Annotated in this window: 18 protein-coding genes and 1 pseudogene; 8 read left to right on the top strand and 11 right to left on the bottom strand. The window is 65.2% G+C overall.

Annotation, left to right across the window (positions count from 1 at the left end):
- Positions 1 to 154: 154 nt before the first annotated feature.
- Positions 155 to 1,369 carry a glycosyltransferase family 4 protein gene (locus ACHIRB_RS09035; RefSeq protein ID WP_395124596.1) on the top strand — a complete coding sequence of 405 codons (1,215 nt, stop codon included), beginning with the start codon at positions 155 to 157 and terminating at the stop codon, positions 1,367 to 1,369.
- On the opposite strand, the gene ACHIRB_RS09030 is transcribed toward ACHIRB_RS09035, so the two are convergent.
- On the bottom strand, positions 1,295 to 3,028 hold the full coding sequence (locus tag ACHIRB_RS09030) for an MmpA family trehalose lipid delivery protein (RefSeq protein ID WP_395114425.1): 1,734 nt from the start codon (positions 3,026 to 3,028) through the stop codon (positions 1,295 to 1,297). The genes ACHIRB_RS09035 and ACHIRB_RS09030 overlap by 75 nt on opposite strands.
- A gap of 96 nt (positions 3,029 to 3,124) precedes the next feature.
- Between ACHIRB_RS09030 and ACHIRB_RS09025 the strand changes: the two genes are divergently transcribed.
- A complete protein-coding gene (locus ACHIRB_RS09025; RefSeq protein ID WP_395114480.1) occupies positions 3,125 to 4,291 on the top strand; it encodes a polysaccharide biosynthesis protein in 1,167 nt (388 codons plus the stop codon).
- Here ACHIRB_RS09025 and ACHIRB_RS09020 read toward each other — a convergent pair.
- From ACHIRB_RS09020 to pgfA, 3 genes are all read right to left on the bottom strand, one after another.
- Entirely contained in the window at positions 4,262 to 4,795 is a 534-nt protein-coding gene (locus tag ACHIRB_RS09020) for a PRC-barrel domain-containing protein (RefSeq protein WP_395114481.1), read from the bottom strand. The genes ACHIRB_RS09025 and ACHIRB_RS09020 overlap by 30 nt on opposite strands.
- Before the next feature lie 54 nt (positions 4,796 to 4,849).
- The gene (locus ACHIRB_RS09015) at positions 4,850 to 5,062 is read right to left on the bottom strand and encodes a hypothetical protein (RefSeq protein WP_395114482.1); all 213 of its coding nucleotides are present in this window, start codon (positions 5,060 to 5,062) and stop codon (positions 4,850 to 4,852) included.
- Positions 5,063 to 5,306: 244 nt separating this feature from the next.
- Positions 5,307 to 6,470: a cell envelope lipid trafficking protein PgfA gene (gene pgfA / locus ACHIRB_RS09010; protein ID WP_395124595.1), complete on the bottom strand. Its 1,164-nt coding sequence runs from the start codon at positions 6,468 to 6,470 to the stop codon at positions 5,307 to 5,309.
- A gap of 307 nt (positions 6,471 to 6,777) precedes the next feature.
- Here pgfA and ACHIRB_RS09005 point away from each other — a divergent pair, with 307 nt between their 5' ends.
- Positions 6,778 to 7,938 (top strand): zinc-binding dehydrogenase, encoded by a 1,161-nt coding sequence (locus ACHIRB_RS09005; protein WP_395124594.1) that lies wholly within the window; start codon positions 6,778 to 6,780, stop codon positions 7,936 to 7,938.
- Positions 7,938 to 9,095 (top strand): annotated as a pseudogene (locus ACHIRB_RS09000) (acyltransferase family protein); the annotation flags it as partial. The gene ACHIRB_RS09005 and the pseudogene ACHIRB_RS09000, both read left to right, overlap by 1 nt.
- Here ACHIRB_RS09000 and ACHIRB_RS08995 read toward each other — a convergent pair.
- Genes ACHIRB_RS08995 through ACHIRB_RS08975 form a run of 5 tightly spaced genes read right to left on the bottom strand, consistent with a single transcriptional unit; the run spans position 8,987 to position 16,636 of the window.
- Positions 8,987 to 13,279: an alpha-(1->3)-arabinofuranosyltransferase gene (locus tag ACHIRB_RS08995; RefSeq protein ID WP_395124628.1), complete on the bottom strand. Its 4,293-nt coding sequence runs from the start codon at positions 13,277 to 13,279 to the stop codon at positions 8,987 to 8,989. The pseudogene ACHIRB_RS09000 and the gene ACHIRB_RS08995 sit on opposite strands and share 109 nt — an antisense overlap.
- On the bottom strand, positions 13,276 to 13,446 hold the full coding sequence (locus tag ACHIRB_RS08990; RefSeq protein ID WP_395114428.1) for a DUF2613 domain-containing protein: 171 nt from the start codon (positions 13,444 to 13,446) through the stop codon (positions 13,276 to 13,278). Before ACHIRB_RS08990 ends, ACHIRB_RS08995 begins: the two co-directional genes overlap by 4 nt.
- Positions 13,443 to 14,609 (bottom strand): isochorismate synthase, encoded by a 1,167-nt coding sequence (locus ACHIRB_RS08985; RefSeq protein WP_395124593.1) that lies wholly within the window; start codon positions 14,607 to 14,609, stop codon positions 13,443 to 13,445. Before ACHIRB_RS08985 ends, ACHIRB_RS08990 begins: the two co-directional genes overlap by 4 nt.
- 18 nt (positions 14,610 to 14,627) lie before the next feature.
- The gene (locus ACHIRB_RS08980) at positions 14,628 to 16,154 is read right to left on the bottom strand and encodes an alkaline phosphatase family protein (protein WP_395124592.1); all 1,527 of its coding nucleotides are present in this window, start codon (positions 16,152 to 16,154) and stop codon (positions 14,628 to 14,630) included.
- On the bottom strand, positions 16,151 to 16,636 hold the full coding sequence (locus ACHIRB_RS08975; protein ID WP_395114433.1) for a universal stress protein: 486 nt from the start codon (positions 16,634 to 16,636) through the stop codon (positions 16,151 to 16,153). The genes ACHIRB_RS08980 and ACHIRB_RS08975 overlap by 4 nt, the downstream gene beginning before the upstream one ends.
- Before the next feature lie 112 nt (positions 16,637 to 16,748).
- On the opposite strand from ACHIRB_RS08975, the gene ACHIRB_RS08970 reads away from it, so the two are divergent.
- Positions 16,749 to 17,933 carry a glycoside hydrolase family 3 N-terminal domain-containing protein gene (locus tag ACHIRB_RS08970; RefSeq protein ID WP_395124591.1) on the top strand — a complete coding sequence of 395 codons (1,185 nt, stop codon included), beginning with the start codon at positions 16,749 to 16,751 and terminating at the stop codon, positions 17,931 to 17,933.
- Between the two features lie 82 nt (positions 17,934 to 18,015).
- Entirely contained in the window at positions 18,016 to 18,618 is a 603-nt protein-coding gene (locus tag ACHIRB_RS08965) for a TetR/AcrR family transcriptional regulator (protein ID WP_395124590.1), read from the top strand.
- A gap of 69 nt (positions 18,619 to 18,687) precedes the next feature.
- Here ACHIRB_RS08965 and ACHIRB_RS08960 read toward each other — a convergent pair whose 3' ends face one another.
- Complete coding sequence (locus ACHIRB_RS08960; RefSeq protein ID WP_395124589.1) at positions 18,688 to 19,554, bottom strand: MaoC/PaaZ C-terminal domain-containing protein; 867 nt, start codon at positions 19,552 to 19,554, stop codon at positions 18,688 to 18,690.
- Positions 19,555 to 19,556: 2 nt separating this feature from the next.
- Complete coding sequence (locus ACHIRB_RS08955; protein ID WP_395124588.1) at positions 19,557 to 20,909, bottom strand: 3-oxoacyl-ACP reductase; 1,353 nt, start codon at positions 20,907 to 20,909, stop codon at positions 19,557 to 19,559.
- A gap of 129 nt (positions 20,910 to 21,038) precedes the next feature.
- Here ACHIRB_RS08955 and ACHIRB_RS08950 point away from each other — a divergent pair, with 129 nt between their 5' ends.
- Together ACHIRB_RS08950 and ACHIRB_RS08945 are read left to right on the top strand one after the other, a co-directional pair.
- Complete coding sequence (locus ACHIRB_RS08950) at positions 21,039 to 22,325, top strand: acetyl-CoA C-acetyltransferase (protein ID WP_395124587.1); 1,287 nt, start codon at positions 21,039 to 21,041, stop codon at positions 22,323 to 22,325.
- 245 nt (positions 22,326 to 22,570) lie between these two features.
- Positions 22,571 to 24,487, top strand: a complete 1,917-nt coding sequence (locus ACHIRB_RS08945; RefSeq protein ID WP_395124586.1) for a VanW family protein — start codon at positions 22,571 to 22,573, stop codon at positions 24,485 to 24,487.
- Positions 24,488 to 24,623 lie beyond the last annotated feature (136 nt).

Below are 24,623 nucleotides of genomic sequence, written 5' to 3'. Positions count from 1 at the left end.
GGGAGGCAACAATAGCGGCACTTCCGGAGGCGACTGCTGCCGCAATACCGACCGGCGTCGGCTCAGCCGTTAGTGTGTTCTTCGAACCGAACGTCCGATAGACATGCCAAGACATCCCCAGCCAGCCCCGGTCACTGCCAGAGAGGTCGCTCACGTGCGCGAAGTGTTGCTCCTGTGCTGGCGTGACACCGGGCATCCACAGGGCGGCGGCAGTGAGCGTTACCTCGAACAGGTCGGCACCGAACTGGCGGCGCGTGGCATCAAGGTGACATTGCGGACGGCACGTTACCCGGGTGTGCCGAAGGCCGAATCGATCGCCGGTATCCAGATCAGCCGCGCGGGCGGCCGGTACAGCGTCTACCCACGCGCGCTCGCGGCGATCGCGTTCGGTCGCCTGGGCCTGGGACCGCTGCGCGGCATCAGACCCGACGCGGTGATCGATACCCAGAACGGCATACCTTTCTTTGCACGGTCGGTGGCAGGTGCACCGGTCACGTTGCTCGTCCATCACGGCCATCGTGAGCAATGGCCCATGGCCGGCAGGCTGATCGGCCGGGTCGGCTGGTGGGTCGAATCGGTGCTCTCGCCCCGTGCGCATCGCCGCAATCAGTATCTGACGGTGTCGTTGCCGTCGGCCGAAGAGTTGGCCGGCCTCGGTGTCGATCGCGACCGGATTGCCGTTGTGCGCAACGGTGCCGAAGCGATCCCCGTCGGCGTCGACACCGGTTCGCCCGACACCCGTTCCGCACACCCGAGCTTGGTCGTGCTGTCGCGTCTGGTGCCGCATAAGCAGATCGAAGACGCACTCGCCGTCGTCGCCTCGTTGCGGGGTCGGATCGAGGGTTTGCAACTCGACGTCGTCGGCGGCGGCTGGTGGGAAGAGAAGCTGCGCGAACGGTCGCACGAACTCGGCATCGAAGATCGGGTCACCTTCCACGGCCACGTCTCCGAAGAGCGTAAACACGAATTGCTCTCCAGCGCATGGGTGCACGTCCTCCCGTCGCGTAAGGAAGGCTGGGGCCTCGCCGTTATCGAGGCTGCTCAGCACGGGGTCCCGACGGTCGGCTACCGTAGCTCGCGTGGTCTCACGGATTCGATCATCGACGGCGTCACCGGTCTGCTCGTCGGCGATTGCGCTGAACTGACCGACGCGGTCCACACGCTGCTGCGCGACCCGGACACCAGGACTGTACTGGGGGAGAAGGCTCGGGTGCGTGCACGCGAATTCTCTTGGGAGCAAACGGCATCCGGGGTTTTCGATGTGCTCCAGGCGACCGCGCGCGGCGAGTCCGTGTCAGGACTCATCGGGTCGTCGTCGTACGCGGATCACTATGCAGAACACGCTGCCGAGGATTCCGCCCGCCAGTAGTGCACTCCACATGGCGTGGGCGAATAGTGCTGCACCGCGCGGCTTTTCGCCTTCGGCGGCGACGCCGGGTACTCGATACAAAGCCAGTTCGTCGTCTGCGTAGAGCTGCTCGAGGCCGTCGATGCTCACATCGGGTTTACCTGCTCGGCCGACGGCCGTGCGTTCGACGAGTATCCACCCGACGCCCTTCGCGGCGAGTTCGCTAACCGGTGCACCCGCGGCGAGCAACCGCTCGACCTCGGCGGCACGTGATCCCTCCCCGTCGACCCTGCCGCGCGCAACTATCAGCTCGCCCGACTGCAAGACGTCACGCGGGAGCATCCGCGGCGCGGGGTCGAGGACCGGCGCTCGACCGGTGTACGGAAATGCTCGGAACATCCCGTCGGGAACGACCGCGACGGCTCCTGGCAGGTCGGTGTCGATCGACTCGGCAACGCGCTCCCACGACACCGGGTACCGAACGGGCCGCAACGCACCGCCGACACCCCAGACGAGGTCGGGCAGCGCAACGAGCAGCAGCAGGATCGACGCTGCCGGGGTCAGGAAGCGGGCTGGGTTCGGTTGTTCCGGTGTGGCGAAGCGCGCCACTATCGCCTGGCACCCGGCAGCCGCAGCAAGCGCGTACAGCGGCACGACGAGGGCGATCCACTTCTGGGTGTCACGAAGCAATCCAGCTCCCGGCACCTCGACGACCAGCCATTCTCCTGCACTGATGCCCAACGGCGTCGCCGCAACGGTGGCGAACAGCAGCGCGCCGATTGCTGTGCAGGCCAACGCAAATACTGCGCGGTCACGCCCGCGCCGCCACAGGTAGGGCAGTCCGATGGCAACTACTCCGAGCAGTATTCCGGTTCCGACGAATGCGAAGCCGCTCGTTCGACTCGTCGGCACGGCTGCGGAGTTCCAGATGCCGCCGAGCCCGGCGAGGCTTCCGAACGTGGCCAGACCAGGCTCGGCTCGCGCAGCGAAGGCAGCGACCCCAGCAGGATCCGACGTCATAGCACCGGCACCGGAAGCTATCGCCGCATAAAGCCACGGCGCCGACGTGACGACGGCCATCGCGCCGACGCCGATCAGTTGCTTCGGCCGAACGAGGACCACCGCGACCACGATCGCAAGGAGCGCACCCGTCGGAGTGAGACCTGCAGCGCCGAGACAGACGGCGAGAGCGCACCACGCGCGAACCCCGCTGCCCGACCTGAGCTCGATCGCGGCCTTCGCCGTCCACGGCAGCGCCGCGTAGCCGACGAGCAGACTCCAATGGCCCTGCAGTAGCCGCTCTGCTACGTACGGATTCCACATCACAACGGTCGCGGCAACGAGCTGCGGACCGACCGCGACGCCGCTCAGAACCGACCTGACCAGCACCGCAGCACCCCAACCGGAGAGCCACAACGCTGCGAAGAGGATCAGCTTCACGACGATGCCGCCGTCGAGCACCGACGATGCAACAGCGAGCGCGGCGTCCTGCGGGACCGCTCGGGGAGCTGCGTCGCCGAGCCCGAGGGCGGAGTCCGTCAGGTAGGACCGTGGGGTGCTCACGGCGTCGCGCAGCAGTAGGTACCCGGGTCCGAACAGCGGACCGAAAATCACGCTCGCAACGGCGAAGCTGTAGCCGCCCGGCAGCGCGCGCGTGGTCGCCGAGCGCAGGTCTGCCATGGGCCGCACGATACGTGGGTGTTTCACGCTGCCTGACATCATGGGCAGGTGACCAACCGACCGACCGCGACCGCGAAGCTCGACGCGGGGTCGGCGATGGCTGGGCTGACACTGGTGACGATGGGGGCAATGACGGCCAACGTCGCCGGCTACCTGTTGCAGCTGCTTGCCAGCCGCTGGCTCGGGCTCGACGGGTACAGCGAGTTCGCCACGTTGCTCGCCGCGCAGTTGGTGCTGGCCGTGCCTGCCTTGGCGCTGCAGACCGTCGTCGCGCGGGAGGTCGTCCACGGCGCGTCCACTGCGGCCCTCCGAGCGTTGCAGCTACGTAGTGCCGGGCTGGTCGCAATCGTTGCTGCGGCGCTTGTTCCGGTCGTGTCCATGGTGTTGAACGTCAGCGTCGCGGCGACCATCGGCGCGCTGCTCGTCGCACCCATCCTCGTCCTGCTGTCCGGTGAGCAGGGACTGCTGCAGGGGCGAGGCCGGTTCAAGGCCCTCGCCGTCGTGCTCGGCGCAGCAGGCGTCGCCCGTGTCGTTCCTGCGGTCGCCGTACTTGCCGTCGGCGGTGGACCCGCACCCGCTCTGATCGCCGGTGCCGTCGGCAGCGCGGCGACCTACGCGGGTGCTCGACTGCTGACCGGTTCGGCAGAGGGTCCGGTTGCGGCGCGACTGCCTGCGAGTGTGGTGTCGGTCCTGCGCGCGTCGCAGGTTCAGCTTGCGCTGATCGCGTTGTCGTCGCTCGACATCGTCGTTGCTCGTCTTGTACTCGACGGTGACAACGCGAGCCGGTACGCGCTGGGTACCGTCGCGACGAAGGTTGCGTTCTGGCTGCCGCAGGCGGTCGGTGTCGTGCTCTATCCGCGGATGGCCCATCCGGAGCACTCGGCGCGTGCGATCAGGTCCGCGTTGGCCGTTTTGGCAGGCATCGGTGCGGTGACGGTTATCTGCGCAGCGCTTGCGTCACCGCTCCTGCCGATCGTCGTCGACGAAGATTACGCACCGATTCAGGGCACGCTATGGGCTTTCGCGCTGCACGGTGCCTGTCTCGCGCTGCTGCAGGGGGCGTTGCTGTCCGCGATCGCCGGTGAGCGAACGTGGCTCGCACTCGTTGCCTGGGCAGGCCTTGCGGTCGAAATGAGCGTGATGCTCACGGTTGCCGACTCGATCGGGCAGTTGATCGCGATCGCCGTCGCGTGTGCCGCGGTGACGACCGTGATCGTGTCCTGGCTTGCGCTGCTAGGCAAACCTGCGCAACCGCGCCCCTGACGAAGCCTCCTGCTCGATCGGGGCGCCGAACGCGGTGCCCGAGATTGCGCTGCCACTGCCCTCCAGCACCACACACGAGCGAGCATCAGGTGCATACCTGTCCTGCAACTCCTGAGACGTTTTCGCCAGCTCGTGCTGCTCGTCGGTGCGATTGTCAACGACAGCAGCAACATCGGCGCGACGCTTGCGCAGCTGATCCTCCGGTAGCGGCAGCTGGTAGTAGCGGCACAGTTCCGATTCGAATTCCTCGCCGATGTCGTTCTTGCCTAGCTCGGGGGAGTGTTTGACCGCGTCCTTGGTCGGCACGACCTTCAGTTCCCGGCCGTCGAGAACGGCGCCTTCGTACGGAATCGCCTTCGTGGAACCGAACCAGCCCGCGTGGATGGTCAGCCACAGTGGATCGGACGATTCGTCGTCGACGCAGAGCTGATCGATTTTGCCGATCTTGGCTCCGGACTGGTCGTACGCCGTCGCCTGGGTGATTGCGACGAGGTCCTGTTGCATGTTCACAAATGTCTACCGTTCGGTCTGGGATCGCTCTCGGTCACTCGGGCTGGATCACTGGCTCGGTTGCGGCATGTCGGGCATGTTGCAATCGGTGACCTTCGGATTGAGTCCGAGGTAGTTGAGGGGTCCGGCGACGACAGTGAGGGCGATAGTGCCGGTGCCCGCGCAGTTGGTCGGTGCGCTGTCGAAGTAGTCGCGCTGCCACGCTGCGACGGCACCGACGACCAGCCAGATCAGCACGATGACGCCGAGGAGTCCGCTGATGTTCGACCTGCTCCGGCGCGCTACGGGAGTGGTGCGTTGTCGTCGAGCGAAGAAGGAACGGTTGCGATTCATGAGGTCTCCGTACTTCGTGTGTGAAGTAGAGGGTTCCCCATCAACGCCGCTGGTAAACCTAGGTAAATGCGGTAGACGTCGTCGGCGCGGTTCGTAGAGTTCAGGCACGACCGACAAAAAATCGGGCCCGCGACGCAATGTATGCGTCGCGGGCCCGATTGTCGGTTTCGGCCTACTTGTTGAGATTCGGTCTCTGCACCGGAATCTCTTCGGTTCGGTCGTTGGTACCGGTCCAGCTCTGGCCGCCTCGGCCTTCGTTGGACTGCGGAGCGCCGGCACCAGGCGGCACACCGGTCGAGCCACCGTTCGCACGTCGGCGACCCGGCTGACCGCGGCCGAGGAACAGCAGGATCAGGCCGGCGATCAGCGCAACGATGCCGATGATGCCGAGGATGATCGGAAGCACCTTGCCGTACAGCGAGATCTTGTCCGCGCCGTCCTTCGCAATGGTGATCTGATTTTCGATCGTGTTCTCGTCGTACGCGAGAGTGGCCTTCAGAACGGTCACCTCAGGCTTGTCGGCCGCGCGGGCGTAGTACTGGAACGGCTTCTCTTGACCGCTGATGACGATGCCCGTGATCGGGTCGACCCAGATGTCACGCTCGTTGCTGTACCAGCGGGTCATCGTCACGTCTTCGGTGGTGTCGGTGACGCCCCACTTCGCTGCGGGCAACTTCAGCTTGTTGGTCGGCGAATCGACGACCTTCGAGAGGTCGGTCGCCGGAACCTTCTGGTTGAAGTGGTAAACCTTCTCGCCGTTGATCTCGGTCTCTTCGACGAAATCGATCGGATGTGTCTCACGCGAGTTGGTGTCGTAGTACTGGTAGGTCTTCTTCTCCGTGTTGAACGGGAAGCGGTAGACCAGGCCGGTGATGTCGACCTCTTCGGCAGGCTTGTCGTTCTGCACCTGGATCGCGCCCTTGTCCGATTCGATCGGATCGCCGGTCTTGCGATCGAACGTGCCCTTGACGACGCTCGCGGTGAGCAGGCCGGTGTCGGCGCTCTTGTCGGTGCGACGCAACGTCGAGCCACCCTGCAGGGTGACGACGTCGGAGTCCGACGGCTCTTCGACCGTGATGAAGCGCTGCGACACGAGCGGGACGTTCTTGTCGACGACTGCAGCACCTGTCGGCGAGGTCAGCGACTTCGCGTCGAGCACCTCACCGCCCTGGTTCTGCGGCGTCACGGCGATCGTGGTGACCTCGAGGTCAAGCGGCGTTTTGGCCAGCTTGGGCAACGTGTAGGTCGGAATCAAGATGGCGGCAACGAGTAGGAAGACACCGAAGAAAAACAGAATGCACACCAGCGCCTTTTTCGGCCCTGAACGCTCCGCCATGCTGACGCTCCTTATATTCACGAACAACAGATCACGAAAAGATCCACGAACCGAAATTTGCCTGACTCGACGTGTGACTCCGCGAAAAATTCATGGAGTCGACGTCATCCGTCGCCAGATCAGCCCGACATCGAGTAAGACACTAACAGCCTTGTCTCCTCAGGCAATGGCGGCGCGGTCGATTCGGGACTATTCGGTCGACCAGCGGCTGATTCACGACCGACCTGGACGCGTTTAGGGTGGTCGGAGGTTGTAGGTCGGCGGTGGGAGCCGTCGCCGTTCGAACCAGAGTCGATAGGAGTCCATCGTGAAGGCTGTCGTCTGCCGGGAGACCGTGCTGACCGTCGGTGAGGTCGAGACGCCCACTCCTGGCAAGGGGCAGGTGCTGCTGGAGGTCACCGCGTGCGGGATCTGCGGCTCGGACCTGCATTCCCGGGTGCATTGCGACGACATGGCCGAGTTGGCCGCCGAGACCGGCTACACCGGTTTCATGCGGTCGGACCAGGACATCGTCATGGGCCACGAGTTCTGCGGCTCCGTTCTCGAATACGGTCCGGGAACCCACAAGCGCTGGAAGCTGGGTGCACCTGTCGCTGCGTTGCCGATCGTTCGCCGCGGCTCCGAGATTCATCTGACGGGACTGTCCGCGCTGGCACCCGGCGGCTACGCGGAACGCGTCGTTGTTCAGGAAGCCATGGCCATGACCGTGCCCAACGGTCTCGAACCGGAGAAGGCTGCGCTGACCGAGCCGATGGCCGTCGCGTGGCACGCGGTTCGCAAGGGTGCGGTCGGGAAGGGGCAGACGGCGATCGTGATCGGATGTGGACCGATCGGGTTGGCTGTCATCTCGATGCTCAAAGCGTCGGGCGTTCGCCATGTCGTCGCGAGCGACTTCTCGCCGCGGCGTCGCCAGTTGGCCGAACAGTGCGGCGCCGACCTCGTCGTCGATCCCGCCGAGCACTCGCCGTGGACGTCGTATCCGGAGCGCAACGAGATCCGCAAGATCACGGGACTGCTCGAACTCGGAATGGACACCATGGAGAAACTGCGATGGGCGCCGAAAGTGCCGTGGTGGCACGTGTTTCGGCTTGCAGACACCGTCGGAGCGACACCCGAGGGGCCGGTCATCTTCGAATGCGTCGGCATGCCGGGCGTCATCGATCAGATCGTTGCCACCGCCCCGCTGCTGTCGCGCGTTGTCGTCGTCGGGGTGTGTATGGAGACCGACAAGTTCCGGCCTGCGATGGCGATCAACAAGGAAATCGAGCTGCGCTTCGCATTCGGCTACGACCCACGTGAATTCCGTGACGCGCTGTACATGCTCGCCGAAGGCAAGGTCGATCCGACGCCGCTGATCACGGGCAAAGTCGGATTGGCCGGGGTGGCAACGGCTTTCGAAGCCCTCGGCAAGCCGGAGGAACACGCGAAGATCATCGTCGACCCGTCGAGTGCAGCGGTCGCGCCCTAGTGGAACAGCCGAGTCAGGTCCGTGGTTTCGTCCCCGCGCTGGAAGGTATGCGCGGCGCCGCGGCTCTCGGCGTGCTCGTCACCCACGTCGCCTTCCAGACCGGCGCGGCAGGCTCGCCGGTCATCGGCCGGATCTGGGGACGTTTCGACATGGCCGTCGCGTTGTTCTTCGGATTGTCCGGCTTCCTGCTGTGGCGCGCGCACGCCGCCGCTGCTCGCGGTCTGGCGCCGAAGCCTTCGGCCAAGCGTTACCTGCTCAATCGCGCGGCTCGCATCCTGCCCGCCTACTGGGTCGTCGTGATCCTCGTGCTGCTGTTCCTGCCCCAGGCGGGCGGCGGCTGGCGGGTCTGGCTCGCCAATCTCGGGCTCGTCCAGGTGTTCGTACCGCTGACCCTGACCGACGGCTTGACGCAGATGTGGAGTCTGTCCGTCGAAGTAGCGTTCTACCTGGTGTTGCCGTTGCTTGCGCTCGCCATGGCGTGGCTGTCCGGCGAGCGTGCGAGGTATCGCATTCCCGTTCTGCTCGCGTCGACGGTGATCTGCTTGGGTTGGTCGTTTCTGCCGATCCCGACCGCCGAGGGAACCCACGCCGATAATTGGCTGCCTGGTTACCTGCCCTGGTTCGCGGTCGGGATGTTGCTCGCCGAGCTGGCGGTCGGGCCTGCGGTCCGGTGGGAGCGCCTCTTCGCCAACCGAGGGCTGATGGCCACGGTCGCGATCACCGCTTTTCTCCTCGCCGCTACCAACCTGGCAGGTCCGGCGGGCCTCACGCGCGCCGAACCATGGCAGCACGCAGTGAAGATGCTGCTCGGCGCGATCCTTGCCTTCGCGTTGCTCGCACCGCTGGTGCTCGGTGCTTCACACAGACACCGAATCTTGGAAAGTCCGCTGATGCTTGCCATCGGACGTTGGTCGTTCGGACTGTTCATGTGGCACGTAGCCATCTTGTCGATCATCTTTCCGGTGTTCGGGATCGTGCCGTTCCGCGGCAGCTTCGTGCTTGTCCTCGTCCTTACGATCGTGCTGTCGATACCGGTGGCGTCGGCTAGTTACGCGCTGGTCGAGGAACCTGTTCGGCGCGCGGTCAAGCGGTGGGAAAGTCGGCGCAGGATCGGCGGCCCCAACGACGGATCGTCCGACAGCCCCGCATCGGAGAGTCCAGCCAGGACAGACAGCCCGACGACGATCACCGCGATCAACCCGGGCAACTGAACCCACATCGAATGCCCGACGTAACCGTCGGGAGCGCGCCACGGTCCCCGCGACAATGCGGCCACCGACAGAGCGGTGCCTAGCCCGGCTACCGCGACGGCTGCCTGCAACGTTGCGACGACCCGGCCGGTGCGGGCGATCAGCATCGCGCCCGCGGCGATCACAACGGTGAGGACCGGACCAGCCACTCCGGCGATCACCCAGGTCAACGCGAGGAGCCCGGCGAAACCGATGGTTCGGCTGCGCCACGGGCGGGGCGGAACGGGTGCTTGTCGGCCTTTTCTTGCAGGGAGGAAGGCCAGCGCGAACAGCGGCAACAGCAGAAGCAAACCGCCGAAGATGCCGACGCGGTACCAGCGGTCGGTCGGGAATTCGAGTGTCACGGTGCCGTCGGTTCCGGCGGGAACGATCCAGCCCTGTTGCCAACCGTTGACGACGACGGGCGTCAGTGTGGTTCCGTCCGGTCCCGTCGCGATCCACCCGACGTTGTTGCTCTGCGGGACAACGAGCAACTGATCCGTCGGCTCGGCAGGCACCTGTAGCTCGCGGTGATTTTCGGTCCACTCGCCGGTGGGGACGGCCCGGACGGGTGCAGGCGGTTGCGTCGATTCGGCTGTCAAGCGGAGCCCGTCGGCGACGAACAGCGGCCCCGGGCCGACCGCCACATCTTGCCGACCGGTGGGCAGATCGATCGACTGCGGACCCTCGCAGAGCTGCGCGCGAACCGGTGCGCCGCTGCGCAACTCGTCGACCGTTGCCGTGACGGACATCCGAAGTTGTTGTCCTGCAACCGATAACACCGGCCCATCGGCGCAGTCGACGGTGATACGGCGTTGCAGGTCGAGGGAGGCAGGGTAGAGCGGCTGCGAGTCCGGACCCAGCACCGTCACCTCGGACAGCCCGGCGGGTTGCAGCAGCGCGAACCCGATCGCTGTCAGGTCGAGGACGGACCGCCAATCGACGATGCTCAGTTCGATGCGGTCGGTGATGCGGGGGTGCAGGTCGATGGTCGATTCGTTGCCGCGCAGGTCGCGAACCTGGGGTCCGTCGCCGAGGTTGACCGAAACGACGGTCGGACGGGTCGGCAGATCGCCGAGGCTCGCCGCGATGTCCAGGCCGGTGACCAACTGCGGCGACGGGAGTTCGATGGTCAGCGTCGGTTTTGCTCCACCCAACTTCCGCACCGTGTCCTCTGGAGCGGTCCACGACGTCCGCGGGTCGCCGTCCGTAGCCGCGAAGGCGGAGCCACGGATGTCGCCGATGTCGGCCTGGCCACGCGCGACGGGTCGGCCGGGTGCGCTGAGCAGGGTCTCCAGCGCAGGGCCCTGTCGCGAGCGAACGGTGAGTTCGGGGACGACGGTGGTCGGAGCGGGAACGTTCAGCGTCCGTTCGAATGTCGTCGGCTCTTCGGGTGCGAGGGCGAGGCCCTTGCTGCAGCGAACTCGGTCGGGAGCGTCGGCGCAGCCGGTTCGCCCGGGTAGTTCCTGGCCGAGATCCCACCCTGTGACTGCTGCGCCCTGCGGTGTCGGCGGCAATACCGTCCGGTGGCGAATGGGTACGAACGTCGGTGCGGCCGCGTTGCTGAAATCCTCGACGGAGACCTCGCTGACCCCGAATTGGCTACCACCCGAACCGTTTTCGGTCTCGATGGCGACGACTCGAATCCACGAGGTCCGCCCGGGTGGTAGCGAGACGGTGATCGGAGTGCCCGGTTTCTCGACCCGCGCCGCGGTGCTGCCGTTCTCGGTCTGGATCTCCACCCAGGTCACCGGTGTGCCGAGCGCGGCAGGGCTGGTCGTCACCCGAAGTAGCGCGCTGTCGACCGGGCTATCGAGATCGAGGCGAAGCCACTGACCCAGCGCCGGATCCAGACCGTTGCTCAGCCAACTCGTCGCGTTGTCGCCGTCGACGGTCGCTGCCGGACCGCTGCCGGGTGAAGCGCCGCCGAGTTGCGTTGCGTCCGATGCCGCACTGGACACGCTGACCGTCGCGCCGGTCCACTCGCCGTTCACGAGGTCGGCGCCGTAGACGGGATAGTCGGGAACGAGGTTGTAGGTACGCCTTGCCTCGTCGGGCGTACGAAGCGCGGAACTGTGGTTGTCGACCTGACCGAAGTCGGTCTCCCGGTTGGTCGGTGTGTCGGTGACAGTGACGGCGTCGATCGGTAGGCCGGCTCGGCCCGCATCGCTCGCAAGCAGCCGTGGACCGGTAGCGCCGAGTCGCAGTAGCGATTCCGGTCCGCCCTGGACTATCGGGACCGCCGCGAGGTCGGTCGTATATGGCTTGGTCTGGGCTGAGGCGTCGGGTGCACCCGGCACGGACACCGAGTAGATCTCGATCGCAGGGTAGTCGGGGCGTAGGTCGCCGTCCGCGACGAGTCCGTCCGACTTCGCCGGACCGATGTCGTCCCCGAATTGCGCGACCTTCGCCAGGCCCGGGGAACCGTCGATGGCTTGGTGCACCAGCATCGGCCGTGTCGAACGCGAATTTTCGGAGTCGAGGTCGTTGCGAAGCACGACGTAGCCGATGCCCTGACTCAGCAGCGCTGCTGCCATGTCGTCCGACGGCCGTCCGTCGGCAATCAGACGCTGGACCGAATCCATCGCCCTGATCGCGCCCGGCGGATTCAACGGCACAGCGTCGCGGACGGCCCACGGTGTACTCGCCAATGCCTGCAGTGGCTCGTCACGGGTAAGACCCCACACCTGACTTGCGAACGGTGCACCAGGAACGACGAGGGCGCGTTGCCCGTCGGAATTGTCTTCCAGCCATTGGGCGGTCTGGTGCCAGTAGTCGGGCACCTCGTCGTAGCCGCCGCGTGGCGCAAGCTTTCCCGTCCATGCCAACGATGTCGCCAACGTGAGTGCGACGAGGACGAGGCCGGTCAGAGCAACCATCGGGTTGCGTTCCGGGTGGGCGTAGGCGGTGCGTAGCCGTCCGAACGATGCCGATGCAGGCAGTGGGACGCGCGCGAGCAGGTGCGCGATCCCGAGCACGAGCGGCAGCCGGATCAGTGGTTCCAACTTGTGCACGTTGCGTAGGGGTGCGCCGCCGGAGTCGAGGAAATGACGGACCGACTCGGCGATCGGCGACGACAGCTCGCCGACGTAACCGGCGCTCAGGCCTGCCAATCCGACGAAGAGAATCAGCGCCAGCCGCCCACGTGCAGGCATCGACCGCATCCCGAGACCAGCCATGCCCGCCGCTGCAACAACGCCCGTCGCGATCACGGCGGCAGGCTGCGTGACGAGGACGGCACCCGCGATGCGCTCAGGCGAAACGAACGGGGTCCAGCTGTCGGTGCCGCGCAACACTTCCGCGAGTGACGTCCACTGCGTGGTCACGCCTGCCGACTCGATGTAGTCGAGGAACGGTGGACTGACGCTGCCGAGCAGCAATAACGGAACTATCCACCACAGTGTTGCGAGCAGGAGGCAGGGAATCCACCACGCCGTGAAGATCCACCACGCTCTGTTCGGTTTGTGCGAGAGCCACCACACGCCTGCGACCAGGCACGCGGCACCCGTCGCGACAGCGTTCACCGACCCCATCAACGCGACCGCGACCGCAGACTGTGCCGCGAGGCGGGCGGGTGAGTAGGTGCCGATTCGCCCCGAAGCGATCGCAGCGGACGCCAACAACACCCACGGCGCGAGCATCATCGGCAACGTTTCCGACGAGATCGAACCAAGGGTCGTGAGCACCCGCGGGGACAGCGCGAAGGCGATGCCCGCAACGATGCGCGAGCCGCGACTACCGATGCCGAGGGTCTCGGCGAGCCGAACGATTCCCCAGAAGCCCGCAAGCAGGAGCAGTGCCCACCAGATTCGCTGGGTGATCCACGGCGGTATGGCGAGCAGGTCGCCTAGCGCAAAAAACGGGCCATGTGGAAAGAAGTAACCGTAGGCCTGGTTCTGCACCTGGCCGAGGGGCGCTTGACTACTCCACTGATGTGACGCACGCGCGAGGAATCCCAACGGATTCTGCGCGAGGTCGTACTTGGTGTCGGCGGCGGTCAGACCAGGTGATTGAACGAAGGCAAGAACGAGACAGACGAGTGCTGCGCCGGCGAACCAGCGACGATCGAGCGGCGTGGTCGACCCGGGCGGTTGGGAATCCGCGACGATCAGCGGCTGCCGTACTCGACCTGGTTGAGCAGCGAGGAATCGGCGTTACCGCTGCGATCGATCTCCGGACGGCTGTTGTCCTGGATGGCGAAAGTGACTCCGATGATGACGAGTGCACCCAAGACGGCGCCAGCCACTGCGCTACCTGCACCCGCTGCGGTCAAATTCATCTCGGTTCTCCCACATTTCGTCGTTCCTGCATTGCCTCGGTCAAGGTATCACCTTCCGCAGCCCCTGCCTTGCTTGTGTCTTCGAGTCGAACCCCCAGCGCGCCGAGAAGTGTGCCCAATTTGGTCGTCGTCTCGTCCAGTTCGGACTGTGGATCGGAGCCTGCGACGATTCCGCCGCCCGCATAGGCCTCGAGGGTGCGACTGTCGCCGGCGAGTTCGGCGCATCGGATCGCGACGATCCAGTCGCCGTCACCGTCGGCGTTACACCAGCCGACTGCGCCGCCGTAGAACCTGCGGTCGCCTTCGACGTCGGCGATCGTCGCGAGAGCCACGTCGGTCGGTGTGCCACACACAGCGGGCGTTGGATGCAGCAGCGCGGCTACGTCGAGTGCGGTCGTCGCGTTTTCGCGAAGGACGCCGTGGATCGGAGTTTCCAAATGCCACACCTCGGGTGTGCTCAGCAAGATCGGCCGGTCGGGAATCGTCAGCTCGGCGCACACGGGACCGAGTCGCTCGCGAATCCAGTCGATGACAAACGAATGCTCGTGCTGGTTCTTGGTCGAGGAAAGCAGTCCGTCGGCTTCCGCGCGGTCGGCGATCGGATCTTTGCGCCGCGGCGCGGTGCCGGCAAGCGGTCGTAGCCGCACCGCATTGCCGTGTCTGCTCACGAGGACCTCGGGGCTGGCACCGATCAAAGTCGAAGAGCCGAGGACCGAGTCGTCAAGATCGACGGCGAAAACGTTGGCATTCGGATGCCGTCGGACGAGATGGGAGACGAGCAGTTCCGGATCGATCGGGGTGTCTGCTTCGACTGTGACCGAGCGCGCTGCAACAACTTTCGATATTCGCCCGGCATCGATCGAGCCGATCAGGCGTGCCACTCGCGTCATGTGTGCTGCCGGGGAGGGGTTCTCCCGGATGATCCGACTCGGTGGCAACTCGGCGAGTGTTCCGTCGGTCTGCCACCGGACTGGTGTGAAGGTGGCCGATTCAGGTGCCGTCAGTACGCCCCCGCGCGACGGGTCGAACGCGAGTGCTCCCACAATCAGCGGGACCCGACCCGCGCGCAGACTCGCCGCAGCCGCGTCTACCTCGGTGAACCGTTCGCGTGCGCCGGTTGTCCTGACGACCTGATCGGTCCGGGCGAGCAGAAACCCATCCATAGTGAAACGACAGTAGCGTCAGCGAACCCCGCTCGGGGTCGGCCGAGAACCCGTCTCCTGGCGGGGCATCGTCTGGAACTGCGGCACCTGCGGCGCAGGAAGCCGCATCTCAGCGACCGCCTCCCGGTACAGCGGACCCATGTCGGGGAAGGCCGGAACCGACAGCTGCGGCGTCCCTGCCAGGTTCAATGCCGAGGTGAGGTCGCCGCAGGTTTCGCGGCGCCACGCGGTGAGGTTGGGCACCTCCGGTCCGAACCGGGTCTCCAGGAACCGCAGGATCGAGGTGTGATCGAACGTGTCGTGACACACATAACCACCGCGCGTGAACGGTGAGATCAAGATCGTGGGGACCCGTGGACCGAGACCGATCGGGCCTGCCATCCCGGTCGCTTCCGGAGACTGGATGAGGGCTCGCTGGCTCAAGTACTCGCCGGGCGTGCCCGGCGGTGCCAACGGCGGTGGAACGTGATCGAAGAAGCCGCCGTTCTCGTCGTAGGTGAGAATCAGCAACGTCTTTCGACACACCTCGCTGTTGGAGGTCAACGCCTCCAGGATGCCCTGCAGGTACAACCCGCCGGCTGCCGGTAGCTCGTCGGCATGCTCGGTCGTCCACTGCGGACCGCAGATCCACGACACCTGCGCCAGGTTGCCGCTCTGAACGTCCCGGCGTAGCTGCGGGATCAGTTGTCCGTCCGGGATGGTCGACCGACCCCTGCGGAAGAGTTCGGTCGATTCGTCCTGATAGGCGACGAAGTGGTCGAGCATGTTGTCGCCGAAGTCGTCGCGCTCGCGGTACAGATACCAGTCGACGCCGGCGGCTTGCAGCTGTTCCGGATAGGTCCTCCAACTGAAGCCCGATCGCAGGTTCGCGACATCGGGTCCGCCGTGGGTGCCTTCGGCATCGATCGACGCGGACATGAGATAGAGCCGATTCGGATTCGTCGGACCGATCACCGAGCAGAAGTAGCGATCGCAGATCGTGAACGCGTCCGCCAACCCGTAGTGCATCGGCAACTCGTCGCGGGTGAAGTAGCTCATCACCCTGCCGCCGCCGTTTCGAACCGCGTCCGGCTGGCTGCTCGCTGCGGCGAGACCGACGTCGACGGGAATGTGGCTGCGTACGTAATTGTCGTTCGTGCCGTTCGCGACGGACCAGTGCTGGGTCTGCCAGGTGTGGTCGACATCGATGAGGTGCTGTGCCGACGAGGCACGGGTGTCGAGACGCCAGGGGAGCAGGACGCCGCCTGCGAAACCGTTCGCGGTCGGGTCGAATTGCTCGAACGCCGACAGTCCCGTCCGAGGGTCGCGTGGAACGTTCGGATCGTCGAAACCCGCTACGCCGGAAAGGGTTCCGAAGTAGTGGTCGAACGAGCGGTTCTCCTGCATGAAGATGACGACGTGTTCGATGTCGTTCAGCCGCGAACCCGTCGGTGCGGCGTGTGCGAGGTTGAGCCGAGCGGACGGGGACATGGCAGCGAAAGCTGCAGTCGCGCCGACGAGGCCGGCGCCGCGCTGTAGGAACTGCCGTCGCGACCAGGTAGTCATCGAGCGGGCGCCGACTTCTTGCACGGCGGCACCATCAGCACGGGTCGATGGCAGTGCTTGAGCACGTGGTCGGCAACGCTGCTGTGCAGCAACGCCCTGATGCCCGTCGCGCCGCGGGTGCCCGCGACGATGATGTCCACGTCGAGTTCGTCGGCGATGTCGACGATCGTGTTCCAGATCGTCGTCGAGCACTCCTCGGTCCGAGCTTCGGCATTGAGGCCTGCGGCGCGGGCAAGTTCGACGCCCTCGGAGTTGGTTACCTTCGCATCGGTGAACGCGACGTCCTCCAGGTCTTCGTCGGGTACCCAGTCGGGTTGCATCACCCCTGACAGGCCGGACATCCGAGCCGCTTGGCGCACCATCGGTTCCCAGGCGGTGAGAACTACCGCTTTGTTCGCGGAGAGAAATCTGCCGGAGTATTCGATTGCGCGCTTGGCGTTGTCGGAGCCGTCGTAAGCAATGAGCATCAGGTCGCAGGGCATTGCGAACCTCCTGGTCCAGACAGCCGAATTCGCTACGGGCGACACTACCGGCGACCGACTTGGCTGGCAGCGCAATGCGTCGAGTGAGAATGATCCGTTACCGTCGGACACCATGCGGAAGACGGTCTGGCTGGTTGTCGTGTTGTGCGCGGTTGTCGCGGGGGGATGCTCCAACGGCGGGTCGACGTCGTCGGAAAGTACCTCGACGCCCGGACCTGCCACCAGTGCGCCGCCCGTCGGATCGTCGAGTGCATCAGCGCAACCGAGTCCGCCTGCCGACCCCTGTGGTGCGCAACCGTTTCTCGCGTCCCTGTCGCAGCGGGAGAAGCTTGCTCAACTCCTTACGGTCGGCGTTACCGGCCCCGACGATGCCGAGCAGGTCGCGGCGACCGAACACATCGGTGGCATCTTCATCGGCGGCTGGACCGATCAGTCGTTGCTCACCGCGTCCGAAATGGCTCGGGTGAAAGGCGCGAACACGAATGTCCCGCTGATGGTGACGATCGACGAAGAGGGCGGTCGGGTCTCGCGGATACCGGACTTGATCGGCGAGGAGGCGTCGGCGCGTGAAGTGGCGGCAACCTATTCCGCCGCCGAGGCGCAGCAACGGATGAACAAACGCGCGACCGAGATGAAGAAACTGGGCATCACAGTCGATTTCGCGCCGGACGTCGATGTCAGCAGCCAGCCCGCGAACTCCGTCATAGGTGACCGGTCGTTCTCCGACGATCCGGCGAAGGTCACCGAGTACGGGCGCGCGTACATCAACGGGCTACGCGACGCCGGTCTCGGTGCGGTGATCAAGCATTTCCCCGGCCACGGGCGCGGTTCGGGCGATTCGCACACCGGCGCTGTCTCCACACCGCCGCTGGACGAGCTGAAGCGCAACGACCTGCTGCCGTTCGCGGACCTCGTGTCCGAGCCCGGAATTGCTGTCATGGTCGGCCACCTGGACGTCCCTGGTCTCACCGAGCCGAACGTGCCGACGAGCATCAGCCCTGCGGCGATGAACCTGCTGCGTACCGGCACCGGTTACGGCGCGCAGCCTTTCAACGGCGTCATCTTCACCGACGACCTCAGCGGGATGGCCGCGATCACGGCGAAGTACAGCATCGAGACAGCGGTGGAAGCAGCGCTTGTCGCAGGCGCCGATGTGGCGTTGTGGATCTCGACCGACTCTGTGAAGGCCGTGCTCGACAACCTGGAGCAGGCGGTTGCGGCCGGTCGACTGCTACAGAAACAAGTGGACGAATCAGTTCTTCGAGTCGCCCGTTTCAAGGGTGTGTTGTCCTGCTGATCGTGGTCCCGCTGCTTTTCTTACGACGGCCTTTCTTACCGTAGAGTAAGATAGCGATACAACGCGGCGAGAGGACGGTGCAGTGGCCGGCGGTACCAAACGACTCCCACGCGCCGTTCGTGAGCAGCAGATGCTGGATGCAGCGGTAGAAGTGTTCGCGCGCAACGGTTATCACGCGACCTCTATGGACGCGATCGCCGCCGAGGCGGACATTTCCAAGCCGATGCTCTACCTCTACTACGGCTCGAAGGAAGAACTCTTCGCTGCCTGCATACATCGCGAAGGCGTCCGCTTCGTCGAAGCTGTGTCCCCTGCGGGCAATCCGAACCTGACCCCACGTGAGCAGGTGCGCACCGCGCTGTTCTCGTTCCTCGATTTCGTCGACAAGAACCGGCAATCGTGGATGGTGCTCTACCGCCAGGCGATGACGGAGCAGGCCTTTACAGGGCAGGTGCAGTCGAGCCGCGAAATGTTGATCAACCTGGTCGCCAAGCTGCTGGAATCCAGCACGAAGAACCCTGATCCAACCTGGAACTTCAGTGTTATGGCCGTCGCACTCATCGGTGCGGGCGAAGCTGTGGCGGACCGCATCGCGGGCGGCGAGATCGCTGTCGGCGAGGCTGCCGACCTACTCGAGAACCTGGCGTGGCACGGTCTGCGGGCATCGGGCCCCGTACGCGACTGACCGGTCCGTAGAGACTCACGGACCGGTCTGCCGCGTACGAGAAACCCGTGGCGCGTTGGCTATTGGAAGCTAACGCAGTGTTGCGGTGAGGTGCGGATAACCCTTCTTGGGATGCTTCAACGAGATGTCCCAGCCGTCGGTGACCTCGTCTGCGTAGACGTTCACGGTCGCCGGTAGCAGTGCAGGCTTGCCGAACTTCACGGTGTAGGTGACGGCATCAGGAATCCGACCTTCGACGGTCTGCAATGTTGCTGCCGCAGTGTACATTCCGTGCGCGATCGTGCTCGGGAACCCGAATGCCTTCGCGCCGAGTCCCGAGATGTGAATGGGATTTCGGTCGCCCGATACCGCCGCGTACTTGCTGATCGTCTTCTGATCGATGCGCAGCGTGCTCATCGGCGTAGGTGGGACCTCGTCCGGCTTGGGCTCGGGCTTCGGACCACCGGACAGCGACGTCTTCTGCTGATGCAGGAACGTCGTCGTCTGATGCCACACCTGTTCACGGCCGACGCTGACGACGGTCACGATGTCGACGAGCAGACCCTTCGGGTGCTCGCGCAGGTTCTCCGCGTGGGTGCGGATGTCCAGCGGTTCGCTGACCGAGATGGGTCGGGCCTGACGAATGACGTTCTCGGCGTGGACCGATCCGATCGCGGGGAACGGAAAGTCCTTGGCCGTAACAAGTTTCATCACGGTCGGGAACGTCAGGACGAACGGGTAGGTCAGCGGCAGGGTGTCGCTGAACCGCAGCCCGCACGCCTTGGCGTAGGCAGCGAGGTGATCCGGATCGACGCGAAGACCCTTGAGCTCCAACGTCCGTTCGGGCAGTGACTCGCTACGTGCACTGAGCCCCGGGATGGGCAGTGCACCGAGTGCGGCCTTGAAGTACAGGTCGCGAATCTTCGGCTGCTCTGTGAGCGTCTCTGTCTTGGCCATCGTCATGCGCCCAACAGGCTCTGTCCGCAGACCCGAACAACGTTGCCGGTGACGGCATTCGAAGCTGGGCTCGCGAAGTAGGCGATCGTCTCGGCGACGTCGATCGTCTCGCCACCTTGCAGCAACGAGCTGAGGCGACGGCCGGCTTCGCGGGTTGCGAAGGGGATGGCTGCCGTCATCGCGGTCTCGATGAAGCCGGGGGCAACAGCGTTGATCGTGATGCCCTTCTTCGCGAGAACCGGCGCACTGGCGTTGACGAGGCCGATGACGCCCGCCTTCGAGGTGCCGTAGTTGGTCTGGCCACGGTTGCCCGCGATGCCTGCGATGGAGGAAACGTCGACGACGCGGCCACCGTCCTTGAGCGCACCCTTTTCGATGAGCACGTCGGTGATGCGCTGCGGCGCAAGCAGGTTCACGTTGATGACCGAGTTCCAGCGACCGTCGTCCATATTTGCGAGCGTCTTGTCACGCGTGATGCCTGCGTTGTGGACGATGATGTCCGCGCCGCCGTGACGGGAGAGGATGTGCTCCGCGAGAACGTCGGCAGCGTCGGCTGCTGTGACGTCGAGCGCGAGCGAGGTGCCGCCGACCTTGTTCGCGGTCTGCGAGAGGGCCTCGCCTGCCTGCGGAATATCCGCGCAGATCACGTGCGCGCCGTCACGCGAGAGGACCTCGGCGATGGTTGCGCCGATGCCGCGGGCCGCGCCGGTGACGACTGCGACCTTGCCTTCGAGCGGGCGATCCCAGCTCGCGGGAGCAGTCGACTCGGCTGCGCCGACCCGAATGACCTGAGCGTCGACGAATGCGGACTTTGCCGAGAGCAGGAAGCGCAGGGTGGATTCGAGGCCCGACAGGCCGGTCGCCGCGTCGGGGGAGACGTAGACGAGCTGAGCCGTAGCGCCGCGCTGGACCTCTTTGGCGACGCTGCGTGTGAAGCCTTCGAGCGCACGCTGCGCGATGTGAGAGTCGACCGTCGATGTTTCGTCCGGCGTCGTACCGAGTACGACGACGCGAGCCGACGGTGCCAGGTTGCGGATGACCGGCTGGAAGAACTTGTACAGCTCGTCGAGCTGGCTCACGTTCTCGATGCCGGTGGCGTCGAATACCAGCGCACCGAACTTGGTGCCTTCGGAACCTTCTGCTGCGAAGTCGTAGTCCGAGAGCATTTCGCGGATCGGCTCGACGAGACGGCCGTCGCCACCGAGAAGCACAGGACCGGCCAGGGGCGGCTCGCCGGCCTTGTACCGGCGGAGCTTCTCGGGCTGGGGAAGGCCAGCTTGTTTCGCGATGAACGCACCTGCCCCCGTGGACAGGAACGACGAATACAGGTCGGGAGCTCCCTTTGTTGCTGCCACTTTCCTACCTTCTCTGAGTTGACACGAGTGAAGACCGCACAATTTCTCAGTATGCGGAGTCGACATTGAACTTACTCCGGAGTAAGTTCAATGTCGAGCAGACCCCAACACCCATCTTGGAGACGTCAAGTGACAAGCAAGCAGCTGCGCCCGGTCGCGATCGTAGGCGGCAACCGAATTCCGTTCGCCAGGTCGGACAAGGCCTACGCACACGCGTCTAATCAGGACATGTTCACTGCCACCCTCGATGGACTGGTCAGCCGGTTCAATCTGCAGGGTGAGCGGCTCGGCATGGTCGTCGGTGGCGCGGTACTCAAGCACAGCCGCGACTTCAACCTCATGCGTGAATCCGTCCTCGGCAGCGCGCTGAGCCCGTACACCCCGGCCTACGACCTCGGTCAGGCCTGCGGCACCGGCCTGCAGTCGATCATCGCCGTCGGCGATGCGATCGCAGCCGGTCGCATCGACGCGGGTGTCGGCGGCGGCGTCGACACCACCTCCGATGCCCCGATAAGCGTCGGCGAAGACCTGCGCGAGTTCATGCTCTCGCTCAACCGCGCGAAGACCACAGGTCAGCGCCTCAAGCTGCTCGGCCACGTGCGCCCGGGAATGCTCGGCCTCGAGATCCCGAAGAACGGCGAGCCGCGCACCGGCAAGTCGATGGGTGAGCACGCCGCGATCACGTCGAAGGAATTCGGCGTCCGCCGCGAAGATCAGGACGAACTGGCCGCCGCGAGCCACAAGAACATGGCCGCAGCGTACGACCGTGGCTTCTTCGACGACCTCGTCACGCCGTTCCTCGGCCTGACCCGCGACGACAACCTGCGTCCGAACTCCTCGGTCGAGAAGCTCGCCACGCTGAACCCCGTCTTCGGTGTGAAGCTCGGCGACGCCACGATGACGGCAGGTAACTCCACGCCGCTCACCGACGGTGCCTCCGCCGCGCTGCTGTCCACCGACGAATGGGCCGCCGAGCGCAAGCTCCCTGTCCTCGCCCATCTCGTCGACTCCGAGACGGCCGCCGTCGATTACGTGCACGGCAAGGACGGTCTGCTGATGGCGCCGACCTACGCGGTGCCGCGTCTGCTGGCCCGCAACGGCCTCACACTGCAGGACTTCGACTACTACGAGATCCACGAAGCGTTCGCATCGGTCGTTCTCGCGACCCTGCAGGCCTGGGAGAGCGACGCGTACTGCAAGGAGCGTCTCGGCCTCGACAGCGCGCTCGGCTCGATCGACCGCAGCAAGCTCAACGTCAACGGTTCGTCGCTCGCGGCCGGACACCCGTTCGCCGCGACCGGCGGACGCATCGTCGCTTCGCTCGCAAAGATGCTGGCAGAGAAGGGTTCGGGCCGTGGCCTGATCTCCATATGTGCAGCCGGTGGCCAGGGCGTCACCGCGATCATCGAACGCTGAAAAAAAGATTCGCCGCGGGTGTAACGCCCGTCCGAACCTAGCGATGTCATAGGCGGCCCCGCGCTGCTGCCCGACCCCCGACCCGGCAGCCGCGCGGGGCCTTCCATGTCTGCAGCCGTTTCGCTCGACAAGAAGTCGAGGTTTGCGCCACGTAGGCTCGAGGCATCCGCACAGTGCTGTGCCCATGGATTGTCGTGCCCATTCGACGGTGCGACGATTTTTTCCGAACCTGGCGGGAGATGTGCGTGACCGAAGTGTCAGGGAAGTCGGGACGCCACGCTGCCGGTCCTGGATCGCTTCCGGAACGCAACAACGGCGCCGGTCGGCACTCGGTCGAGCAACCCGACGATGCGGTCACCGAGGTTATTCCGGTCGTGGTCCAGGCGCCGGTCGCTGCGGCCGACGAGCCTGCAGCATCGGCATCTGCGGCACCAGCGGCTGCGGCACCAGCGGGGCCACCCGGCGAGACGCGCCTCGCAGCCAAGCGTCGGCTGCGGCGTCGTCCACGTGTCGGGCTGCTCGTCGGTGGTCTGTTCGCTGTGCTCGCAATCGCCTATGGCATCGATCTGTTCGTCTCGTCCGGCTCGGTCCCACGAGGTGTCACAGTCGCGGGAATCGATCTGGGCGGCAAAGACAAGGGCGAGGCGGAAGCAATACTGCGTGACCGGTTGGGTGAGCGGTCCGAGCAACCTGTCGCCGTAGCGATCGGCGACCTCAGATCCGAGGTCGTTCCGGTCGCCGCAGGTCTGCAGGTCGACGTGGCCACGACGATGGACGCCGTCGGTTCGCAACCGCTCAACCCGATCACCAGGCTGACGTCGTTCTTCACGACCCGCGAGACCGACGTGACGTCGATCGTCGACGACGCCGCCCTCACAGCGGCCGTCACCGATCTCGCTGCGTCGACCGACCGCAAACCCGTCGAGGGGAATGTCGTCTTCGAGGGCGCCGAGCCGATACCGGTCGAACCCGCGGTCGGCCAGACACTCGATGTCGAGGGTGCGAAGGCAGCGCTGATTGCCGGATGGGCCGACGAAAATCCCGTCGAGCTTCCCGTCGTGGTCGGGGGAGTTGCCGTGGACGCGACTGCCGTCGACCGGGCGATCGAGGAGGTGGCGAGGCCGGCGGTGTCGAGCGAGGTTGTGTTCACCGGCCGCGACAACAAATCCGCCGTGCTGCGGCCCGAGTTGGTCGGGGCAGTGCTCACGTTTGTGCCTGACGGTCGCGGCGGGCTCGCTCCCGAGTACAACCGCGAGGCCGCGACGGCAATCCTTGCCCCGCAACTCGCCGTCACCGACGTCAAGCCGAAAGATGCTGTCATCGCGGTCGATTCGGGATTCCCCAGGATCGTTCCAGCGGTCGTCGGTGACATGGTGTCGTGGCAGAAGACGCTCGACCAATTGCCCGCGTTGCTCGACGCGAGCGGTGCGCGGACCGCGGCCGCAATCTACGAGCCTGTACAGCCCGCATTGACGACCGAGGGCGCGACCGGACTCGGAATCAAGGAAGTGATCGGCGAATACTCGACGGGCGGGTTCGAATCCGCGTCGGGAGTCAACATTCGCAAGGTGGCGGAGGTTGTGAACGGTGCGATCGTGAAGCCTGGGGACACCTTCTCGCTCAACGGCTTCACCGGTCCACGCGGCCTCGAGCAGGGTTACGTCGAGTCCGGCGTCATCGATCACGGTCGTCCTGCCAAAGCGGTCGGCGGCGGGATCAGTCAGTTCGCTACGACGCTCTACAACGCAACCTACTTCGCCGGTCTCGAAGACGTCACGCACACCGAACACAGCTACTACATCTCGCGGTATCCCGAAGCACGTGAAGCGACGGTGTACGAGGGTGCGATCGACCTGCAGTTCCGCAACAACACGAACAGCGGCATTCTGATCGAGTCGTTCGGCAACAGTTCGAATGTGACAGTTCGCATTTGGGGAACCAAGACCGTCGACGTCGAATCCGTCACCGGAGATCGGTACGCCCAGACGCAACCGGAATCGGTCACGCTGCCAAAGGGCGACGACTGCGTCGCATCGAAAGGTGCGCCCGGCTTCACGACGAGCAACACGAGAATCATCTCCGACCGCGCGAGCGGCAACGAGGTCTATCGCCACACTCGCACGGTGAAATACGACCCGGTGCCGATCGTGAAGTGCGAGTAGGGCCTCCGGCCTCGTGAGTCCTTTCGGTGGTCCGGCGCGCCAAAAGGACGCACGAGTGGCGTAGCCGCCGTTGGCCGCCGCTGTCAAGGGTTTCGCTCGTGAAACGCGCATGGGTTGGGTGCGGCCGGTTCGATCG

It is taken from the genome of Antrihabitans spumae, from assembly GCF_043944905.1.
GTDB lineage: Bacteria > Actinomycetota > Actinomycetes > Mycobacteriales > Mycobacteriaceae > Antrihabitans > Antrihabitans spumae.
Note: the sequence above shows the minus strand (reverse complement) of the source record. Positions and strands in the feature narration are given on the sequence as shown.

What these genes read in the sequence shown, in the direction of transcription:
- ACHIRB_RS09030 (WP_395114425.1), bottom strand. Translation starts at nt 3,028, where the DNA reads ATGGCAGACCTGCGCTCGGCGACCACGCGCGCGCTGCCGGGCGGCTAC.
- ACHIRB_RS09025 (WP_395114480.1), top strand. Translation starts at nt 3,125, where the DNA reads ATGGCTGGGCTGACACTGGTGACGATGGGGGCAATGACGGCCAACGTC.
- ACHIRB_RS09020 (WP_395114481.1), bottom strand. Translation starts at nt 4,795, where the DNA reads ATGCAACAGGACCTCGTCGCAATCACCCAGGCGACGGCGTACGACCAG.
- pgfA (WP_395124595.1), bottom strand. Translation starts at nt 6,470, where the DNA reads ATGGCGGAGCGTTCAGGGCCGAAAAAGGCGCTGGTGTGCATTCTGTTT.
- ACHIRB_RS08990 (WP_395114428.1), bottom strand. Translation starts at nt 13,446, where the DNA reads ATGAATTTGACCGCAGCGGGTGCAGGTAGCGCAGTGGCTGGCGCCGTC.
- ACHIRB_RS08985 (WP_395124593.1), bottom strand. Translation starts at nt 14,609, where the DNA reads ATGGATGGGTTTCTGCTCGCCCGGACCGATCAGGTCGTCAGGACAACC.
- ACHIRB_RS08980 (WP_395124592.1), bottom strand. Translation starts at nt 16,154, where the DNA reads ATGACTACCTGGTCGCGACGGCAGTTCCTACAGCGCGGCGCCGGCCTC.
- ACHIRB_RS08975 (WP_395114433.1), bottom strand. Translation starts at nt 16,636, where the DNA reads ATGCCCTGCGACCTGATGCTCATTGCTTACGACGGCTCCGACAACGCC.
- ACHIRB_RS08970 (WP_395124591.1), top strand. Translation starts at nt 16,749, where the DNA reads ATGCGGAAGACGGTCTGGCTGGTTGTCGTGTTGTGCGCGGTTGTCGCG.
- ACHIRB_RS08960 (WP_395124589.1), bottom strand. Translation starts at nt 19,554, where the DNA reads ATGGCCAAGACAGAGACGCTCACAGAGCAGCCGAAGATTCGCGACCTG.